Origin of the sequence: Meridianimaribacter sp. CL38, assembly GCF_004328055.1 — a bacterium.
GTDB lineage: Bacteria > Bacteroidota > Bacteroidia > Flavobacteriales > Flavobacteriaceae > Gaetbulibacter_B > Gaetbulibacter_B jejuensis.
Genome location: NZ_QKWS01000002.1, coordinates 114,312 through 130,997, shown reverse-complemented (window position 1 = coordinate 130,997; position 16,686 = coordinate 114,312). Strand labels below are relative to the sequence as shown.

Below are 16,686 nucleotides of genomic sequence, written 5' to 3'. Positions count from 1 at the left end.
TTTATTCTATAATCGCTTCGTAAATTAAACGTTGTATTTCTGTTCTAATATTTTCTCTTAAAAGCAAGTTTTTTCCAGCTCTAGGATAGGTTCTATTTGCTAAAAAGATATAAACTATTTCTTCTTCAGGATCTGCCCAAGCATAGGTTCCTGTAAACCCTGAATGTCCAAAACTTTGTAAGGATAAACAACCACAGGTTGGACCTTCTTCTCCTAATTGTGGCTTATCAAAACCAACTCCTCTCCTGTTGTCTCTATGACAATAGTAACATTTATTGAACTTATCTAAAGTTTCTGTTTTAAAGTATCGCTTACCTCCATAAAAGCCTTTTTGCAAAAACATTTGCATGATTTTGGCAACATCATTAGCATTGCTAAAAATTCCTGCATGACCACCTACTCCATTTTGCATTGCTGCTCCCATATCATGGACATAACCATGTACTTCTTGATATCTGTAATAGTCGTCAATTTCAGTAGGAACTATCTGTGAGTTACTAAAAAGTTGTGACGGATTGTATGTAGTATAATTTGCTCCCAATGATTGGTAAAAGTGTTCTTGAACTAATTCATCAAGAGGTTTGTCGTAATAGCTCTCAATATATTTCTTTAAAATATAATATGGTAAATCACTATACCTATACCTTTGTCTTGATAGTAAATCGCTATCCTTTATGATTTTTTGTATAGAATCAGGATAATCGTGACGTAGATAAACTTCTTCAGCTACTTTAATACTAAAGTTAGGACTGTATTTTCTTCGGTAGTATTTAGCATCTGGTTTTTTTGTGACGCTATCTAATGTGGCTGCATAAAATGGAACCCAAGGTTTTAATCTTGCATAATGCGATAGCATTTCTTTTATGGTAATGTCAGATTTATTCGAACTTTTATACTCAGGTAATATTTTAGATAGTTTAGTATCTAACGATACTGCTCCTTTTTCTTCTAACTCCATGAGCAATGGTAGTGTTGCCAAAATTTTGGTTAAAGAAGCTACATCATACAAATCTTCAAATTTTACTTTGTCATCTCCTTCGTATCTATGTTTTCCAAAGTTTTTGTTGTAAACCACTTTCCCTTTTCTGGCAACTAATAGCTGTATACCAGGAGTCATTTGGTTACTAATTGCATAATTAGCCACTGAATCTAGTTTTGATAACTTTTCAGAACTCATACCAACTTGCTCTGGCAAGCCATAACTTAATGATTTTATACTGTTATAAGTAATTCCGTCGCCTACTTTAAAATGAATGCCTGTAGACACAGGTAATGCACCTTTTGCAGCAACAGCTCCAAATACTACTTGAGCAGATTTTTGCTGAGCTATAGTACTGTTTTGGTAACTCACCACAATACCTTCAATGTTTTCAATAGTATGCAAATCGATTAGCGCATAAGGACGTGCGAATACGTCTAAAATAACTTTATTGGTTCTTGCTATTTCGTACAACCAAACCAATTCTTGATCTTTAAACTTATAGTCTTTCCAAGGCGAAGCATTAGACTTGTGTAACCCAACAATTACTGTATTATAGTTTTGAAGTTTAGTAAGTAATTCATCAAGCTTTTCGGCTTTGACATGGTGTACTTTAGTGTACTTTTTTAATTCCTCATAAAACGGAGTACCATCATCATCACCAAAGCTTACATAAGCAATTTTCTTTTCATCAAGCTTTCGTAAAGGCAAGATATCTTCTTTATTACGCACAACCGTTATCGCATTCTCCATAAGGTTTTCATACAGCAAATCATCTTTAAGTCTATTTAAGTCTTCAACCAAATTGTGAATTCCTATAGGAGAATACTTATTTAAACCAACCTTGTATTTTGCCATTAATATTTTTTTTACCGAATGCGATAATCGTTCTTCAGTAATAATACTATCAGTATAAGCAGTAGCAAATAGTTTTATGGCTTGTTCAGGGTTTTCAGACATTAGCATCACATCATTACCTGCTAAAAAGGCTTTTAAATCATTTTCACCTCCTTGAGGCATTTTTGTAGTACTGTTGCCATCTATACCTTTTTCTACATAATCAGCAACACCTTTCATCTCAAGCGCATCAGTAAAAATTAATCCTTTAAACTGAAGTGAGTCTTTTAAAATATCAGTAACAATGTGTTTAGATAATGACGAAGGATAACCTGGTCTTGGTTCTAAACTAGGTACGCTAAGATGTGCAACCATAACACTGCTTAAGCCTTCTTTTATTAGTTTTTTGTAAGGATATAGCTCTATAGAGTCAATTCGTTTTTCATCAAATGTAATCGTAGGTAATGTTTTATGTGAATCGCTTTCGGTATCACCATGACCTGGAAAATGTTTAGCGTTTGCCAATACTCCAGCACTTTGCATTCCCTTCATAAATGCTAAAGCTTTTTCGGTAACGTTATCTCTATCTTCACCAAACGAACGATTACCAATAATTGGGTTTTTTGGATTTGTATTGATATCTACAACTGGCGCAAAATTAAAATGCACTCCAAGACGTTTGTTATGCTCTCCTATTTGATAACCTGTTTTTTCAACTAATGTATTATCTCTAATAGCTCCTAGTGTCATATTCCAAGGAAATGCATAAGTAGAGTCTAAACGCATGCTTAAACCCCATTCTGCATCCATACCAATTAACAACGGAACTTTAGCAGCTGCCTGTAATTCGTTATTAAGTCTAGCTTGACGCACTGGTCCTCCTTTTGAATAAATTAATCCGCCTATGTGTTGGTCTTTAATAAGTTTAACTATTTTGGTTTTTGTCGCTTTATCTTGACTAGAAAACACCTGAACCATAAACAATTGCCCTAACTTTTCTTCCAAAGACATAGCATTGTAAATGCTATCAACCCATTTTTGTTGTGCTTCAACATCTTTATGAAGCAATGGATTTGTTAAATCTTGCTGTGGTAATACTTGCTGTTTCTCTTCTTGAGCACAACTTATAGTAGTAAAAGAGAGGAATATGATAGATATAAGGGAGAAAATGCATCTCATACATTAAAGTTTTTGGTATAATGAATTAAAAACTATGCCAAAATACCATTTTTGCAAAGAAGTTTGAAGGACTTTAAGATAGATTTATAAAGAAGATAATTAACAACTGTTAATCCAACAAGTCAATATGTCTATCGTGATAACCTAATAGGTACAATACACCATCCAAACCAATACTTGAAATTGAACTTTGTGCATTATTTTTCACTTTAGGTTTAGCATGAAACGCTATTCCTAAACCAGCAAGATTTAGCATTGGTAAATCATTGGCTCCATCACCAACAGCAATGGTTTGACTAATATCTATCCCTTCTTTTTCAGCCAATAACTGTAAGTATTCAGCTTTTTTATTACCATCAACTATTTCTCCAAGATAACCACCTGTTAAGACACCATCTTTAATTTCCAATTGGTTTGCAAACACGTAGTCTATGTCTAGCTTTTTTTGAAGGTAATCTCCAAAATATGTAAATCCACCTGAAAGGATTGCTGTTTTAAATCCGTAGTTATGTAGTGTATCAATTAATCGTCGTGCGCCTTTTGTAATCGGTAATCTTTCAGCAACGTCTTGTAGCACTTCTTCACGAAGTCCCTTTAAAAGTTTCATACGTCTTTTAAAGCTTTCATTAAAATCAATTTCACCTTGCATAGCAGATTCTGTAATGGCTTTTACTTCTTCTCCTACACCAGCAAGTTCTGCTAACTCGTCAATAACTTCAGTTTGAATTAAGGTAGAATCCATATCAAAGCACACCAAGCGTCTGTTGCGTCTAAATATATTGTCTTCCTGAAAAGCAATATCAACATCCAGTTCTTTTGAAACCTGTACAAATTTTGCTGTAAGCTCTTGCTTATCATCAATTTTTCCTCGTATTGATAATTGAATTGATGCTCTTGGGTATTCTTCTTCTTTAACTAAAGAGGTTCTCCCTGTTAAACGTTTTATAGAGTCAATGTTTAAATTTTTATCAGAAATGATTTTGGTGACTTCTGAGATTTGTTCTGCTGCTAATCGTTCACCTAGAATAGTCACAATGTAACGGTCTTTACCTTGAAGGTTCACCCAACTTTCGTAATCTTCTAAAGAAATAGGTGTAAACTTAGCAGTGATATTAAGTTCATAAGCTTTAAAAAGTAAGTCTTTTAAAACTGCAGCCGATTTTTTTCCTGTACCTATTTCAAACAAAATACCTAAGGACAAAGTATCATGAATATTAGCTTGACCAATATCTAAAACTTTTGCTCCATATTGTGCTAAAACACCTGTTAAAGCTGAAGTTAAACCTGGTTTATCTTGTCCTGAAATGTTAAGTAAAAAGATGTCGTTTGCCATTTGAACTATGTATCTCGTTAAAAAGAGAAGTAAAAATGACTAAACTATTTGAATTATAAAAGTTTTGGCGTGTAAAAACAAGGTTAATTTTTCAATTTAAAAATCGACTATGCCAACTCTCGCTTGCAGGTACTTCCCAACTGTCTTTAAACTCAGCAATGTTAGTCACTAAATTATTAAATACAATGGTGTTTTTAGACACAGCTTTGTCTTTAGCCATCTTTTTAAAGTCCATAAGTGGCTTGTATGCTATAAACTCTCCTTGTTTGTAAGACACATTCATTTTATCCATTAAATCTACATCGTACTGCTTTTCTAATTGCTGAATAAAATGCACTGAAGCATCAATACTACATCCTGATGCTTGGTTAAAGTTTTGATTTAATGCAATTACTATAAATCGCTTATAAACAATTTTGTATCCTGATTGAAGATTACTTCCGTGAGCAGTCCAGTTTTGAATAAACTGACTTAATTGTTCTTCTAATTGAGCAAGTTCTTCGTCGTTAAATGAACGGTTGGCTTGGTATATCCAAACTCTAGATTCGTTTGGTAATGTATCAAAATCTACTAGCATTTTCTTGTTTTAATTTATTAAAGCTCTTCGCTATTTGCTATGATTTCAACAATATCAAATACTTTAATATCAGATTCGCGTTCTTTAGCTTTAACACCATCGGTCATCATTGTATTACAATACGGACAACCTGTAGCAATTATATTCGGATTTGTTTTAAGCGCGTCTTCAGTACGTAGCACGTTAATGTCTTTATCTCCTTTTTCAGGTTCTTTAAACATTTGAGCTCCTCCAGCACCACAACATAAAGCAGTACTTCGGTTGCGTTTCATTTCTACTAAATCCACACCTAAACTTTTAAGTAGGTTTCTAGGTGCTTCATACACCTCGTTAGCTCTTCCTAAATAGCAAGGGTCATGAAACGTAATACGTTTTCCGTTTAAAGTGGAGTCACTTTTTAGTTTTAAACGACCAGAACTCATCAATTCTTCAATAAATTGAGTATGATGTAATACTTCGTACACACCACCTAATTGAGGATATTCGTTTTTTAAGGTATTGTATGAATGCGGACACGCAGTTACTATGCGTTTTACTTCGTAAGCATTTAGTATTTCAATATTGGTCATTGCCTGCATTTGAAACAAGAACTCATTTCCTGCGCGTTTAGCTACGTCTCCAGTATTACTTTCTTCGGTTCCTAATACTGCAAAATCAACATTAGCTTTATGAAGTACTTTAACAAAAGCTCTTGATATTTTTTTTGCTCTATCGTCATAACTACCAGCAGATCCAACCCAAAATAAAATTTCTGGTTGTTTACCTTCTGCCATATACTCTGCCATTGTAGGCACTTTTAGTTTCTCGCTCATACCCTAATATTATTCTTCGTTAGCCCAATTTAAACGGTCCATTTGGTTATATGGCCAAGGTGCTCCATTGTTTTCAATATTGGTCATCATATTGTTAAGCTCCATTGGAGCAGCACTTTGTTCCATTACTAAATAACGTCTCATTTCTATAATAATCGATAATGGATCGATACTTACAGGACACGCTTCTGTACATGCATTACAAGTTGTACATGCCCAAAGTTCTTCGGTAGAGATATAATCTCCTAAGAGTTGTTTTCCATCATCCTTAAATTCACCTCCATTAGCATCGATATTTTTACCAACTTCTTCTAATCGATCACGAGTATCCATCATGATTTTACGAGGCGATAATTTTTTTCCTGTTTGGTTAGCAGGACATTCGCTTGTGCATCTACCACACTCAGTACATGTATAAGCATTAAGTAGTTGTACCCAGTTTAAATCTTGCACATCACTTGCACCAAACTTTGCAGGAACCTCGTCTTCTGCACCTTCTTCAGGTGCTGCAAATGGATCTGCATTTGGGTCCATCATCATTTTAACTTCGTTAGTAACTGCTTCTAAATTGTTTAATTGTCCTTTTGGATTTACTTTTCCGTAGTAAGTGTTTGGAAATGCAAGTAAAATATGTAAATGCTTTGAATAGTATAAGTAATTAAGGAATACTAAAATTCCTAAAATATGCAGCCACCAAGCACTACGCTCTATAATATGCAATGTAGATTCTGCTAATCCAGAAAACAAAGGCGCTATGTATTGGCTAATCACATTACCTGAATTCATATCTTGAAAATGAACATCGGTAGCATTCATAACCAAAAACAAAGTCATCAATACCATTTCAAAATATAAAATGAAGTTACCATCATTTTTTGGCCAACCTTTCATTTCAGATTTCCAGAAACGTTGTAGCTTAATAACATTTCTTCTAACCCAGAATATTATAACTGATACAAATACTAATGCTGCTAATACTTCAAAAGTGCCTATAAGAACACCATATAATGTTCCCATTTTTGAAAATAAGCGATGCGTTCCAAAAAGTCCGTCGATAATAATTTCAAGTACTTCAATATTGATGATTACAAAGCCTACATATACAATAACGTGAAGTACACCTGCAATTGGACGTTTTACCATTTTGCTTTGTCCTAAAGCAATCATGGTCATGTTTTTCCATCGTTGTGATTTATTATCGCTTACATCAACATCTTGTCCTAATTTGATGTTACGAATAAGTTTTTTGACATTTTTTGCAAAAAATCCTATTCCGAGAATAAGTGCTATAGCAAAAAGTATGTTTGGTATAAATTGCATAGTAGAAATAATCTAATTCATTTGTTCTTCAGTAGGTGCTTGATAAGGAATTTCCTTTTTAGATAAAATACGTCTGTATCGTGCAGGATGTAGTTTTATATCTAATAGTAATAACTCCATTTCTTTTGAAGCGCCTTCTAAATTTTTATATAATGCATCGTCTTTTAATAACTTACCAATTGTGCCTTCACCATTATCTATACTAGCCAACACGCTATTAAGTCCGTTAACGGTTTGTTGTAAATTCTTTAAGGTTGCACCTAAATTGGCATCGGCAACTGAATCGGTTATTTTAGACAAGTTATTGGTTAAGTTTTCAGCATTGGCTAACGTACTGTTTAAACTTTCTTGATTGTCTTTTAATAATTTGTTTATGGTTTCAGACGTGCTTTTGAAAGAAGAAATGGTTTGGTTTAAACCAGCAATACTACCTCTTAAATTTGCTTTAGCTTCTTCATCAAACACATCATTTAAATTAGACAGTAACGAATCTGCACTCACCATCATAGTTTCTATTTTCTCTTGTAAAGGAGTTAAACGCTGATTAACCAATTCAGATAAACCACCTTTAACACTAGACTCTAAATACGAACCACTTTTTGCTATTTCGGCATTATCAAACGCTGGTATAATTGCTACTCCTTTTCCTCCTATTAAACCTAAATCGTATAGTTGAGCTTTACTATTTTTAGAAAATTTAAAATCATTGTCAACAAGTAATTTTACCAATAATTTTCCTGATCCATCATCGGTAAAAGAAATATCTTGAACCTTACCTACACTAAAGCCATTAATGGTTACAGGTGTAGAAGGTGCAAGTCCTTCAACGTTATCATAAACAGTATAATAGGTTCTTGAAGAATCTAAAAGATTTTCACCTTTTAAGTAATTGAATAAATAAATAAACAGAACAATTCCTGATATGACCAGTATAGCTGTTTTAACTTCTCTTGATATTTTCAATGTTCAGTGTGTTTGGTTACACAAAATTAATGATAAATATATAAAGAATGTTTCTAATTAGAGGTACTTTTAATAGCTTCTGAAACATCTATTTTATTTCCGTCTCTATAAGCTACTATAAAGCAGGTAGTATAGCCTTTAGCTTTAGCTTCATTTTGAAGTCTTTGTACTTCGTTATAATCTGAAGTATAACCGTAATAATATTTATACAAGCCATCTTCCTTTTTTCTAGAGATATTATCTAGTCCCTTAAAGTTGTAAGGTTTAGGCTCTAGTTGTCTAGAACTTGCTGCTATTTGAACCTTAAACACAATATTTGGGAAGACTTCTTTAGTGTCTGGTATGGTTTCGTTTTCTATAGGTGGTTGTTTATCTGGTAATTTATCAGAAAAAATACTTTCACCTACATTTAATGATAATTCATCTTTATAACTTAAAATAGCATCTCTAATACCTATAGCCATTGATGATTGACCACCAGAAGAATTTAAAAACTTCCCTTCAGGTTTATAGGTTAAGAAACCAACTTCAACCAACACACTTGGCATATATGTATTGTGTAATACCCAAAGACTTGCTTGTTTTACACCTCTACTTTTTCGAGACAATTTCCCAGAAAAATTATCCTCAATAAGTCTAGCTAGTTTAATACTATTTTCAGTATACACTTCTTGGATGACACCCAAACCTATAGAGGACTCAGGAGAATTTGGGTTAAATCCTTCGTAGTGTGTTTCATAGTTAGCCTCTAAGAAAATTACTTCGTTTTCTTTTTTAGCTATTTCAAAGTTTCGTTGTGTGTTTGCTGCTCCTAAAACAAACGTTTCGGTACCATGAGCACTTGAGTGGTGAGAGTTACAGTGAATAGATACAAACAAATCGGCATCTGCTTTGTTTGCAATAGCAGCTCTTTCATGAAGCTCTAGAAAGACGTCTGTTTTACGTGTATAAATTACTTTTATGTCTTTATGTTTTGATAACTCCTTACCTACTTCTAAAGCAATTTTTAAAGCGATATCTTTTTCTTTATAACCACTTCCTAAATTACCAGGATCATGACCACCATGACCAGCATCTAAAACCACTACAAAATGGTCCTTATCCTTTTGAAATGCGTGTGCAGGTGTTAAATAAACTATAAATAATACGATTATGGAAAATATGTACGTTCTCATATGTGTTTAAACGGCTGACTAACTTGGTTTATTTTAATTTTTAAATTTTGGTCGAATTAACTGTAATCACAAAAAAATATATGTAATTTTGGCAATTCAAAAACCGAGCCATACTTTTACAAAAATACATTTAAAAGCATTGCGTACAAACATCTTTCAAATACTTTTTACCCTAAGTTTTACAGTGTTTATTAACACTTTGGGCTTTTCTCAAGATTTACCAAAATCTACCGAATCCATTACCCCAAAAACTGAAAGAGATACTTTGTCGCTAGTATCGGACTCTTTATTTAGTCAACCTTTAAATTTAAAAGAAAACGACTCCATTACTTCTGATAGTATTCCTAAGAAAAAGGAGTTTTTATCTGGAAAGGTTAACTATAAAGCCAAAGACTACGTATCTATAAACCAAAAGGAAAACAAAATATATCTCTATAATCAAGCAGAAGTGTATTATGAAGATATGGAAATAAAAGCTGGAGTTATTGTAATTGACTACAATAAAAATTTAGTGTATGCTGGCCGATTAAAAGACTCAACAGGATATAGTCAAGCTCCTGTGTTTAAACAAGGTCAAAATGTTGTAGAACCTGATTCTATTATTTTTAATACTGATTCTAAAAAAGCATTAATATTTAATTCCAAGACTGAACAAAGCGGAGGAACTATTATTGCTGACTTAACTAAAAAGGAAAACGACTCAGTATATTTTATACGACGCGGTAAGTTTACCACTTCAGAAAATCTTGACGATCCTGAATATTACTTTTTAATGCGTAAAGCTAAAATTGTACCTGGTAAAAAAGTGGTAACAGGTCTTACCAATATGTTTATTTATGATGTACCACTACCTATTGGTTTGCCTTTTGCTTACTTTCCTATGACTAAAAAGCAAACGTCTGGTGTTATTTTTCCTTCGTTTGGAGAACAGAATGACAGAGGGTATTTTGTGCAAAATGGTGGTTACTATTTTGCTATTAATGATTATGTTGATTTAGCTGTTTTAGGAGATTATTACACTAATGGTAGTTACGGAATGCGAATAGAATCTAACTATGCGTTGCGCTACAAGTTTAGAGGTAACTTGAGTTTTAGGTATGAAAACCTAATTAGTAGCGAACGAGGATTCCCTGATTATTCAAAAACTTCGGTTTACAATATAAGATGGTCACACTCACAAGATGGAAAATCTAGCCCAAATTCGCGTTTTTCGGCTTCTGTAAACTTAGGTAGTAGTAGATATTATCAGCAGTCTATTAATCAGTTAAACTCGTCTAACTTTTTAAATAACACATTATCATCCTCTATTTCATATTCAAAATCTTTTCAAGGCGAGCCACAAGTAAATTTGAATATGACTGCGACACACTCGCAAAACACCAATACACAGCAAATAAACATGACATTACCTACGTTTCAAGGTAGTGTGAGTAGAATTTATCCTTTTGAACCTAAAATTGGAACTAAAAAAGGAATTATAGATAACATCAACTTTCAGTATAATGTAAGAGCTGAAAACAGAATTCAAACTACCGATTCGTTGTTCTTTAAAAAAGAAATGTTTGATGATGCTAAAATGGGTGTACAACACAGTATTCCGTTAACCACAAACTTTAAAGTGTTTAAATACTTTAGTATGAGTGCTAGCACAAATTTTGAAGAAAACTGGACCTTTAATACTGTTAGAAAATACTACGATGCAGCTCTTGAGGAAGAAGTAACTATTCAAAAAAACACCTTTGATAGTTTTAGAACTTATAATTTTAGCACAAGTATTGGTACTACTATTTATGGTATGTACGATTTTACCAAAGAAGGAAAGGATACAAAAATTCAGGCGATACGACATGTTATGCGACCATCAATAAGTTATAGTATTAATCCTGCTTTTGATCAATATTATGATACTTATGAAATTGTTGCTGCAGATGGAACCACATCTAGTGAAGTAGAATACAGCAGATTTGAAGAATCTATTTTTGGATCTCCTAATAAGAACTACGCAAGCTCAATGGGAATATCTCTTTCCAACAACCTTGAAGCTAAAGTAAGAGATAAAGATTCAACAAAAACCGAACCTAAAAAGATAGTATTACTTAACAACCTTAACTTTTCTACATCTTATAATTTTGCAGCAGACTCTATGAAATTGAGTCCTATACGTATGTCTGGTGGTACTCAAATATTCGATAATAAAATGAGTATTAACTTTGGTGCAACGTTTGATCCTTATGCGTTAAACAATAACAATCAAAGAATAGACAAACTCAACATCAATAATGGCGGAAGCTTGTTTAGGTTAACTTCAGCTAGTGTTAACATGAGTTATAGCCTTTCAAACAAGAGTTTTTCAGGAAAAGGTGATGATGATAATTCAGACGATAGAGCTATACAAGAGTCCATAAGAAGTGGAGGTCGTGCCGATGACCTTTTTGGGAAACCCGAAGATTTTGCAGACCAACGTTTAACTGATGATGACAGAGAAGACAGAGATGAAAAACCAAGTGAATTATACAATTATGTCATCCCTTGGAACTTGCGTTTAGCCTATGCTGTAAACTACTCTAACTCTGCAAGACAAAACGAAATATCATCACACTCGTTAATGTTTTCTGGTGATGTAGAAATTTCTCCTAGATGGACTGTTGGTGCATCGTCTGGTTATGACTTTAAAAACAACGGATTTACTTATACGCAATTACGATTTGAAAGAGATTTATTGAGTTGGCGAATGAACTTTAGCTGGATTCCTTTTAGCACAAGAAGTTCATGGAATTTCTTTATTGGAATAAAATCGAGCTTACTTAAAGACCTTAAATACGATAAGCGTAAACAAGCAGACCAACAATTATAATAACTACGTTATGAAAACAATAATCAACACCACCAAAGCTCCTGCTCCTATTGGACCATACAACCAAGCTACACTTGTAGGAAACACTTTATATACTTCAGGGCAAATTGCATTGCATCCAGAAACTATGGAGTTGGTTTTAGATGACATTCAAACCGAAACTAAGCAAGTAATGGAAAACATGAAAGCGGTTTTGGAAGCTGCTGATATGACGTTTGAAAATGTAGTGAAAACCTCAATATTTATTAGTGATATGAATAACTTTTCAAAGATAAATGAGGTGTACGGAACTTACTTTAATGCTGACACTGCTCCTGCAAGAGAAACTGTAGAAGTTGCCAATTTACCTAAGTTTGTAAATGTGGAAATTAGTATGATTGCTGTGAAATAATATGAGGTTCGTTTAAGCAATTAAACCAATATTTTTATATACGTTTTTGTTTACTGGCTTTTAATTACCAGTAAAGAATACTTTTCCTTTTTCGGATAATGTGTATTTATATGTTTTTCCGACTTCTTTTTCCCTTTCTATTAAATCGTGAGTTTCATCTAGTTTTTTAGCTCTCCAACCAATTAGTTGACCTGAATAATCAACCTCTTGAGCTATATCTCTAGCATATAATTCCGTATCTGAGTTCTGTAATTCCTTTAAGATTTTTACTTCTGGAACTGGTAACATTTTGCTTTGGTCTATTTTTGCTATTTGTTCTCTAATATCTTCTGCAAGAGTTTCAATAATTACTTCAGACTGGCATTTATTACATTTATAATTGGTAAACTCTAAAAATTTGAGGTCTTCTATTTCGAATTGTTTTTTACAATCAATATTTGAACAAATAATTCTTCTTGCGTTTGAAAGAAACTCTGTTATTAGCTTATTATAATTAAATGGTCTTTCTATAAAATATTTTCTGTATTTGGAACCTTTTGGTTTACCCCAAAAAATATTTTCTTTTTTACATAGACCATAATTTAAAGAGTAAATTGAGACAGGAGTTCCATCTTTATCACTAAGGTCATTATACTTGCTTATGAAAAAATTTAATTCCAAAGTCTTAAGGAAATTTTCAAATCTTGGGTCGAAATGAAAATGACTTGTAAAAGGCTCTTTTATAGTGTAGATAGAACCTTTTAAATCATTTGTGGTAATTCTACGCTTTATATCTTTTGATTTATTAATGAAAAGATTTAATAAGCTTTTTAACTGAAGAACTGAAATTTTTTCGTCAATTGAAATTAGTGAATGCGTTGTAGTTTCAAAAAAAGAAAATATTTTCTCTTCATAATACCTTCGAGAAGCAGATTCAATATCACTTTTGGTGATTTTATTGTTATAAATTATTCTACTTTGATAACAATAAGAAAGAATATATCCCAAAATTCTTGGGACATTCATCGAGGCGTTAAACAGCATCTCATAATAATTTTCAATAGAATTTTTTGAAGTGTCAAAAAAGGTCTCTACTGTTGTACCTACATATTTATTAAATCTTTTCTCTAGAATTCTTTTGGTGAAATCGATAGCATTCGATTCCATTTTATCTCTGTCAAATTCTGAATATAAGTTGTAAAAATCCAAATTAATTGTGTCGATCTTTCCAGGGTCAATTTTACCATAATAAATTCTATTTGGATAAGCTGCAACCTTGAATTTAATGAATTCGTCAGACCAATTATTTAGTGGAGCAAGAATAACATCAACGAATGTGATAATTGATTCATCATCAATCTCCGAAAAATCATCCAATAAAATATAAAGATGTCTTATGTTTAATATTGATAGAGCCTCTTTTATACCAATAATTATTTCTTTTATTTGGAATACTTTAAGAAAAATATTTGAAAAATTATCTTCATTTTCAGATGTTTTTTTCGAACCTTTTTTCCAATCAATTCCTGAATCAGTCTCAATACTACCTTTAATTCCATCTGCTCCAATTCCTGCTTCACCTTTTACTCCTTTAACTGCTATATTTCGTTCTTTTGAGTTTTCGTTTGTGGTTTTCTGTGTAGTATTTATTTTTTGAAGTATAGGTATTTCTATATCCTCTAAATATTTATTATCTTCTATGTTGTTCTTTAATTCCGCTAATCTTTCTTTTACAGCTTCTACTTGGGTAACTCCAATTAATTCTAATAACTTATCAACTTTTGAGTCAAATTTCTTGGTTACTTCTAGAATTATAGCTGATAAAACATTTTGAATAAATGCTCTTTCCACTAGGTATTTTTCAAGAATTTCTGGCGATAATAGTTGTTCTACCCCATTTATTCTTGCAAGTTTGGTTTGGGAGGATTCATAAATCGTTTTAACATCAAGATAGCAAGGAAGATAACCTTTCATATCACGCAATTCCTGCTCAATTCTTAAAAAAATGGTTGATTTACCCGTTCCTTTTCTACCAATCAAAAAGGTTGTGTTTTGCTTTAAAGATTTTTGTAAAATATAATCATTTGGTAAAAGGTCTGTATAGAGCTCTTTTAAAAGACTTCTTCCTCTAGTGTCAATTAAGTCTGCTCTTCTATATTTTTTTAAAGATTCTACAGCTTCAAAGAATCCATTGGTTTGTTCTTGATTATATTCCATTTCCTTGTTTTATTCAGCTTGCATATAACAACAAGATATGAATTGTTTTAATAATTTATATCGACAGTTAAACGAATTTAGTTTTTTTATTTTTAAAATTCAATCTTAAAACTTCATGACATTAAACTTAATATCAATAGCTATTAATAAATTACTCATAACTCTTTATTTCTTCTTCTAATTCTTTTTTACGTTTTAGTAGTTTCCGCATTCTTGTCCTATCTTGAACTTTCCATATGATGTAACTAATAAAACAAATTGAAGCAAATACAATTACAAAAAAGACTACTAAATCATAATAAGACACATTTAATTCTGCATAAAGTGGTTTGTCTTTTCCATAATTTGGAGCTACAAAAGAGGCTAAAGTTCCAAAAACAATAAATCTGTTTAAATTTCTTTTAAAAAAATCAGCATCTCGCTTTATGCTATCAATCTTATTTTCGGTTGCCAAAAGTGCTTTTTCCTTATAATATTTAGTCATATTAAAAGCTAATCTATTTGTCGATTACAATATTTAACTAATGACTAATATACATTTTATCAATCTAACTTATTGTATAAATTGTTAATAAGTCAACCAAAAACATACACTTGAGTTTTGTATTTTTGATAGTAACCCAATTATATCCATTATGCGCATTGAATATGAAATAAAACTAGGTTTTAAAGATGTTATGATTCGACCAAAACGTTCTACATTAAAGAGTCGTTCACAGGTTAATTTAGAAAGAGAATTTACTTTTTTAAACAGTAAGGTCAACTGGAAAGGCATACCTATTATGGCTGCCAATATGGATACCGTTGGTACTTTTGATATGGCTTTGGCCTTGTCAAAACATAAATTGTTTACCGCAATACACAAGCACTACTCTATTACCGATTGGAATGTGTTTTCATCTAATGCTCCTGAAGGTATTGAAGATTACTTAGCAATTAGTACAGGAACAGGACAACAAGATTCTGAAAAACTAGCTTCAATTTTAAATTTTAATCCGCAGTATAAATTCATTTGCATTGATGTAGCTAATGGTTATTCTGAACATTTTGTAGAGTTTGTAAAACGCACCAGAGACCAATATCCTGATAAAGTTATTATTGCTGGTAACGTGGTTACTGGTGAAATGGTTGAAGAACTGTTGCTCTCTGGAGCTGATGTTGTAAAAGTTGGTATTGGACCAGGAAGCGTTTGTACCACAAGAGTAAAAACAGGTGTTGGTTATCCACAGTTATCTGCAATTATTGAATGTGCTGATGCTGCTCATGGTTTAGGTGGACAAATTATTAGTGATGGTGGTTGTACCATTCCTGGTGATATAGCTAAAGCTTTTGGTGCTGCTGCAGATTTTGTGATGCTTGGAGGTATGCTTGCAGGACACAATGAAAGTGGTGGCGAACTTATAGAACGCAATGGTAAACCTTATAAACAGTTTTACGGAATGAGTTCTTCTACTGCTATGGAAAAACATGTTGGTGGTGTTGCCGAATACAGAGCTAGTGAAGGTAAAACTGTTGAAGTTCCTTACAGAGGTAATGTAGAAAACACGCTACAAGATATTTTAGGAGGTTTACGAAGCACATGTACTTATGTTGGTGCTGAACGCTTAAAGGAACTTACTAAACGTACTACATTTATTAGAGTTGCCGAACAGGAAAATCAAGTCTATAATCCTTAATTTCTATACATAAAAAAGCACTTTATTAATTTAAAGTGCTTTCATTAAAAGTTCTGCTGTTGCTGGATTGGTTGCTAATGGTACATCATGTACATCGCATAAACGCATTAACATAAGCACATCAGGTTCGTGAGGATGTTTTTCAAGAGGATCTCTAAAAAATAATACCATATTACATTGTCCTTCTGCTACTCTAGCAGCAATTTGAGCATCTCCACCTAAAGGACCAGATAGCAGTCTTGTAACTTCAAAACCTGCTTTTTTTACTTTTTTTCCAGTGGTTCCTGTAGAGATTAAATTTATTTTCTTGCTTAATAATATGTCTTTATGCTGATTTAAAAACTGAACCATTTCAGCTTTCTTACCATCATGAGCAATTATTGCTATTTCCATT

At 32.5% G+C, this 16,686-nt stretch carries 13 protein-coding genes; 3 read left to right on the top strand and 10 right to left on the bottom strand.

What is annotated here, in order from left to right; translation table 11 throughout:
- Position 1: 1 nt before the first annotated feature.
- The 7 genes from DMZ43_RS05755 to DMZ43_RS05725 form a co-directional block, all read right to left on the bottom strand.
- On the bottom strand, positions 2–2,995 hold the full coding sequence (locus DMZ43_RS05755; RefSeq protein WP_131506633.1) for a glycoside hydrolase family 3 N-terminal domain-containing protein: 2,994 nt from the start codon (positions 2,993–2,995) through the stop codon (positions 2–4).
- A gap of 109 nt (positions 2,996–3,104) precedes the next feature.
- On the bottom strand, positions 3,105–4,328 hold the full coding sequence (gene serB / locus DMZ43_RS05750) for a phosphoserine phosphatase SerB (RefSeq protein ID WP_131506632.1): 1,224 nt from the start codon (positions 4,326–4,328) through the stop codon (positions 3,105–3,107).
- A 91-nt stretch (positions 4,329–4,419) separates the two neighbouring features.
- Positions 4,420–4,905 carry an ABC transporter ATPase gene (locus DMZ43_RS05745; RefSeq protein WP_131506631.1) on the bottom strand — a complete coding sequence of 162 codons (486 nt, stop codon included), beginning with the start codon at positions 4,903–4,905 and terminating at the stop codon, positions 4,420–4,422.
- A gap of 17 nt (positions 4,906–4,922) precedes the next feature.
- Positions 4,923–5,717, bottom strand: coding sequence for a (Fe-S)-binding protein (locus DMZ43_RS05740; protein ID WP_129760019.1), 795 nt, complete (start codon positions 5,715–5,717; stop codon positions 4,923–4,925).
- Positions 5,718–5,726: 9 nt separating this feature from the next.
- Positions 5,727–7,037: a (Fe-S)-binding protein gene (locus DMZ43_RS05735; RefSeq protein WP_131506630.1), complete on the bottom strand. Its 1,311-nt coding sequence runs from the start codon at positions 7,035–7,037 to the stop codon at positions 5,727–5,729.
- Positions 7,038–7,049: 12 nt separating this feature from the next.
- Positions 7,050–8,000 carry an MlaD family protein gene (locus DMZ43_RS05730; protein WP_129760017.1) on the bottom strand — a complete coding sequence of 317 codons (951 nt, stop codon included), beginning with the start codon at positions 7,998–8,000 and terminating at the stop codon, positions 7,050–7,052.
- Between the two features lie 53 nt (positions 8,001–8,053).
- A complete protein-coding gene (locus DMZ43_RS05725; RefSeq protein WP_131506629.1) occupies positions 8,054–9,175 on the bottom strand; it encodes an N-acetylmuramoyl-L-alanine amidase in 1,122 nt (373 codons plus the stop codon).
- An 88-nt stretch (positions 9,176–9,263) separates the two neighbouring features.
- Between DMZ43_RS05725 and DMZ43_RS05720 the strand changes: the two genes are divergently transcribed.
- Together DMZ43_RS05720 and DMZ43_RS05715 are read left to right on the top strand one after the other, a co-directional pair.
- Complete coding sequence (locus tag DMZ43_RS05720) at positions 9,264–12,029, top strand: putative LPS assembly protein LptD (RefSeq protein WP_131506628.1); 2,766 nt, start codon at positions 9,264–9,266, stop codon at positions 12,027–12,029.
- Between the two features lie 10 nt (positions 12,030–12,039).
- Complete coding sequence (locus DMZ43_RS05715; RefSeq protein WP_131506627.1) at positions 12,040–12,420, top strand: RidA family protein; 381 nt, start codon at positions 12,040–12,042, stop codon at positions 12,418–12,420.
- Positions 12,421–12,480: 60 nt separating this feature from the next.
- Here DMZ43_RS05715 and DMZ43_RS05710 read toward each other — a convergent pair whose 3' ends face one another.
- Positions 12,481–14,616, bottom strand: a complete 2,136-nt coding sequence (locus tag DMZ43_RS05710) for a winged helix-turn-helix domain-containing protein (protein ID WP_131506626.1) — start codon at positions 14,614–14,616, stop codon at positions 12,481–12,483.
- A gap of 151 nt (positions 14,617–14,767) precedes the next feature.
- The gene (locus tag DMZ43_RS05705) at positions 14,768–15,100 is read right to left on the bottom strand and encodes a hypothetical protein (protein ID WP_131506625.1); all 333 of its coding nucleotides are present in this window, start codon (positions 15,098–15,100) and stop codon (positions 14,768–14,770) included.
- Between the two features lie 151 nt (positions 15,101–15,251).
- Between DMZ43_RS05705 and guaC the strand changes: the two genes are divergently transcribed.
- Positions 15,252–16,292 (top strand): GMP reductase, encoded by a 1,041-nt coding sequence (gene guaC / locus DMZ43_RS05700; protein WP_129760011.1) that lies wholly within the window; start codon positions 15,252–15,254, stop codon positions 16,290–16,292.
- Between the two features lie 30 nt (positions 16,293–16,322).
- Here guaC and DMZ43_RS05695 read toward each other — a convergent pair whose 3' ends face one another.
- Positions 16,323–16,685, bottom strand: coding sequence for a methylglyoxal synthase (locus DMZ43_RS05695; protein WP_131506624.1), 363 nt, complete (start codon positions 16,683–16,685; stop codon positions 16,323–16,325).
- Position 16,686 lies beyond the last annotated feature (1 nt).